At 51.0% G+C, this 3,284-nt stretch carries 2 rRNA genes; both read left to right on the top strand.

Annotated elements, in window-relative coordinates:
• Positions 1–57 precede the first annotated feature (57 nt).
• A 23S ribosomal RNA gene (locus ERX35_RS11210) occupies positions 58–2,981 on the top strand.
• Between the two features lie 197 nt (positions 2,982–3,178).
• Positions 3,179–3,284: ribosomal RNA gene (gene rrf, locus ERX35_RS11205) — 5S ribosomal RNA — on the top strand; the annotation flags it as partial.

The raw sequence follows: 3,284 nt of genomic DNA, 5'->3' as shown, positions 1-3,284 counted from the left end.
TTGAATTCTTAGAAATCGCGCGTCTGCATTTATGCAGACATCACATTATTAATAACAGATTAAGTTATTAAGGGCGCACGGTGGATGCCTTGGCACTAGAAGCCGACGAAGGACGTTACTAACGACGATATGCTCTGGGGAGCTGTAAGTAAGCTTTGATCCAGAGATCTCCGAATGGGGAAACCCAGCATGAGTCATGTCATGTTATCCATATGTGAATACATAGCATATGAGAAGGCACACCCGGGGAACTGAAACATCTAAGTACCCGGAGGAAGAGAAAGAAAACTCGATTCCCTGAGTAGCGGCGAGCGAAACGGGAAGAGCCCAAACCAGGATGCCTGCATCCTGGGGTTGTAGGACACTCAGCACGGAGTTACAAAGGAATAATTTAGACGAATGACTTTGGAAAAGTCAACCAGAGAAGGTAAAGGTCCTGTAGTCGAAAAGTTATTCCCTCCTGAGTGGATCCTGAGTACGGCGGAACACGTGGAATTCCGTCGGAATCCGGGAGGACCATCTCCCAAGGCTAAATACTCTCTAGTGACCGATAGTGAACCAGTACCGTGAGGGAAAGGTGAAAAGCACCCCGGAAGGGGAGTGAAATAGAACCTGAAACCGTGTGCTTACAAGTAGTCAGAGCCCGTTAATGGGTGATGGCGTGCCTTTTGTAGAATGATCCGGCGAGTTACGATTTGATGCAAGGTTAAGCAGTGGATGCGGAGCCGCAGCGAAAGCGAGTCTGAACAGGGCGAATGAGTATCAGGTCGTAGACCCGAAACCAGGTGATCTACCCATGTCCAGGTTGAAGTTCAGGTAACACTGAATGGAGGACCGAACCGACTTACGTTGAAAAGTGAGCGGATGAGGTGTGGGTAGCGGAGAAATTCCAATCGAACCTGGAGATAGCTGGTTCTCTCCGAAATAGCTTTAGGGCTAGCCTCGCATGATGATTACTGGAGGTAGAGCACTGTTTGGACTAGGGGCCCCCCTCGGGTTACCGAATTCAGACAAACTCCGAATGCCAGATAATTTAATGCGGGAGTCAGACTGCGGGTGATAAGGTCCGTAGTCGAGAGGGAAACAGCCCAGACCACCAGCTAAGGTCCCAAAATATATGTTAAGTGGAAAAGGATGTGGCGTTGCCCAGACAACTAGGATGTTGGCTTAGAAGCAGCCATCATTTAAAGAGTGCGTAATAGCTCACTAGTCGAGTGACGCTGCGCCGAAAATGTACCGGGGCTAAACATATTACCGAAGCTGTGGATTGTCCGTAGGACAATGGTAGGAGAGCGTTCCAAGGGCGTCGAAGCATGACCGCAAGGACATGTGGAGCGCTTGGAAGTGAGAATGCCGGAGTGAGTAGCGAAAGACGGGTGAGAATCCCGTCCACCGATTGACTAAGGTTTCCAGAGGAAGGCTCGTCCGCTCTGGGTTAGTCGGGACCTAAGCCGAGGCCGAATGGCGTAGGCGATGGATAACAGGTAGATATTCCTGTACCACCTAAGATTGTTTGAACGATGGGGGGACGCAGAAGGATAGGCGATCGTACTGTTGGTTATGTACGTCCAAGCATCAAGACTGAGCATCAGGCAAATCCGGTGCTCGCGAAGGTTGAGATGTGACGGGGAGCGAAATTATAGTAGCGAAGTCGTTGATTTCACACTGCCAAGAAAAGCCTCTAGTTAGAAATTAGGTGCCCGTACCGCAAACCGACACAGGTAGTCAAGATGAGAATTCTAAGGTGAGCGAGCGAACTCTCGTTAAGGAACTCGGCAAAATGACCCCGTAACTTCGGGAGAAGGGGTGCTTTTTAGGGTGCAAGCCCTGAAGAGCCGCAGTGAATAGGCCCAAGCGACTGTTTATCAAAAACACAGGTCTCTGCAAAACCGTAAGGTGACGTATAGGGGCTGACGCCTGCCCGGTGCTGGAAGGTTAAAAGGAGTGGTTAGCGCAAGCGAAGCTACGAATTGAAGCCCCAGTAAACGGCGGCCGTAACTATAACGGTCCTAAGGTAGCGAAATTCCTTGTCGGGTAAGTTCCGACCCGCACGAAAGGCGTAACGATTTGGGCACTGTCTCAACGAGAGACTCGGTGAAATCATAGTACCTGTGAAGATGCAGGTTACCCGCGACAGGACGGAAAGACCCCGTGGAGCTTTACTGCAGCCTGATATTGAAATTCGGCACAGCTTGTACAGGATAGGTAGGAGCCTTCGAAGCGTGAGCGCCAGCTTACGTCGAGGCGCTGGTGGGATACTACCCTGGCTGTGTTGACTTTCTAACCCGCGCCACTTATCGTGGCGGGAGACAGTGTCAGGCGGGCAGTTTGACTGGGGCGGTCGCCTCCTAAAGAGTAACGGAGGCGCTCAAAGGTTCCCTCAGAATGGTTGGAAATCATTCGCAGAGTGTAAAGGCACAAGGGAGCTTGACTGCGAGACCTACAAGTCGAGCAGGGTCGAAAGACGGACTTAGTGATCCGGTGGTTCCGCATGGAAGGGCCATCGCTCAACGGATAAAAGCTACCCCGGGGATAACAGGCTTATCTCCCCCAAGAGTTCACATCGACGGGGAGGTTTGGCACCTCGATGTCGGCTCATCGCATCCTGGGGCTGTAGTCGGTCCCAAGGGTTGGGCTGTTCGCCCATTAAAGCGGTACGCGAGCTGGGTTCAGAACGTCGTGAGACAGTTCGGTCCCTATCCGTCGTGGGCGTAGGAAATTTGAGAGGAGCTGTCCTTAGTACGAGAGGACCGGGATGGACATACCTCTGGTGTACCAGTTGTCGCGCCAGCGGCATAGCTGGGTAGCTATGTATGGACGGGATAAGTGCTGAAAGCATCTAAGCATGAAGCCCCCCTCAAGATGAGATTTCCCAACTTCGGTTATAAGATCCCTCAAAGATGATGAGGTAGATAGGTTCGAGGTGGAAGCACAGTAATGTGTGGAGCTGACGGATACTAATCGATCGAAGACTTAATCAATTAAGAAAAGCGAAGGCAAGCGGAATGGCTTGAATCATTTTTGATGAGGCGGATGACAATCCTGATTGTCAGTACGGCTTAGAAAATGATGAAAGACAGCGCAGCTGTAGCTGGACAAACATAGATTTATCGGCATTGCCGGTCGGATCACTTCTTCAGCGTTTATCTAGTTTTGAGGGTATAATTCACCCCATCTGTCTGGTGACGATGGCAGAGAGGTCACACCTGTTCCCATACCGAACACAGAAGTTAAGCTCTCTAGCGCCGATGGTAGTTGGACTGACGTCCCGCGAGAGTAGGACG

The sequence above is a fragment of the Macrococcus equipercicus genome (assembly GCF_004359525.2).
In the GTDB taxonomy this organism is placed as follows: domain Bacteria; phylum Bacillota; class Bacilli; order Staphylococcales; family Staphylococcaceae; genus Macrococcus; species Macrococcus equipercicus.
The sequence above is the reverse complement of the archived record's forward strand: the minus strand, read 5'-3'. Positions and strand labels throughout refer to the sequence as shown.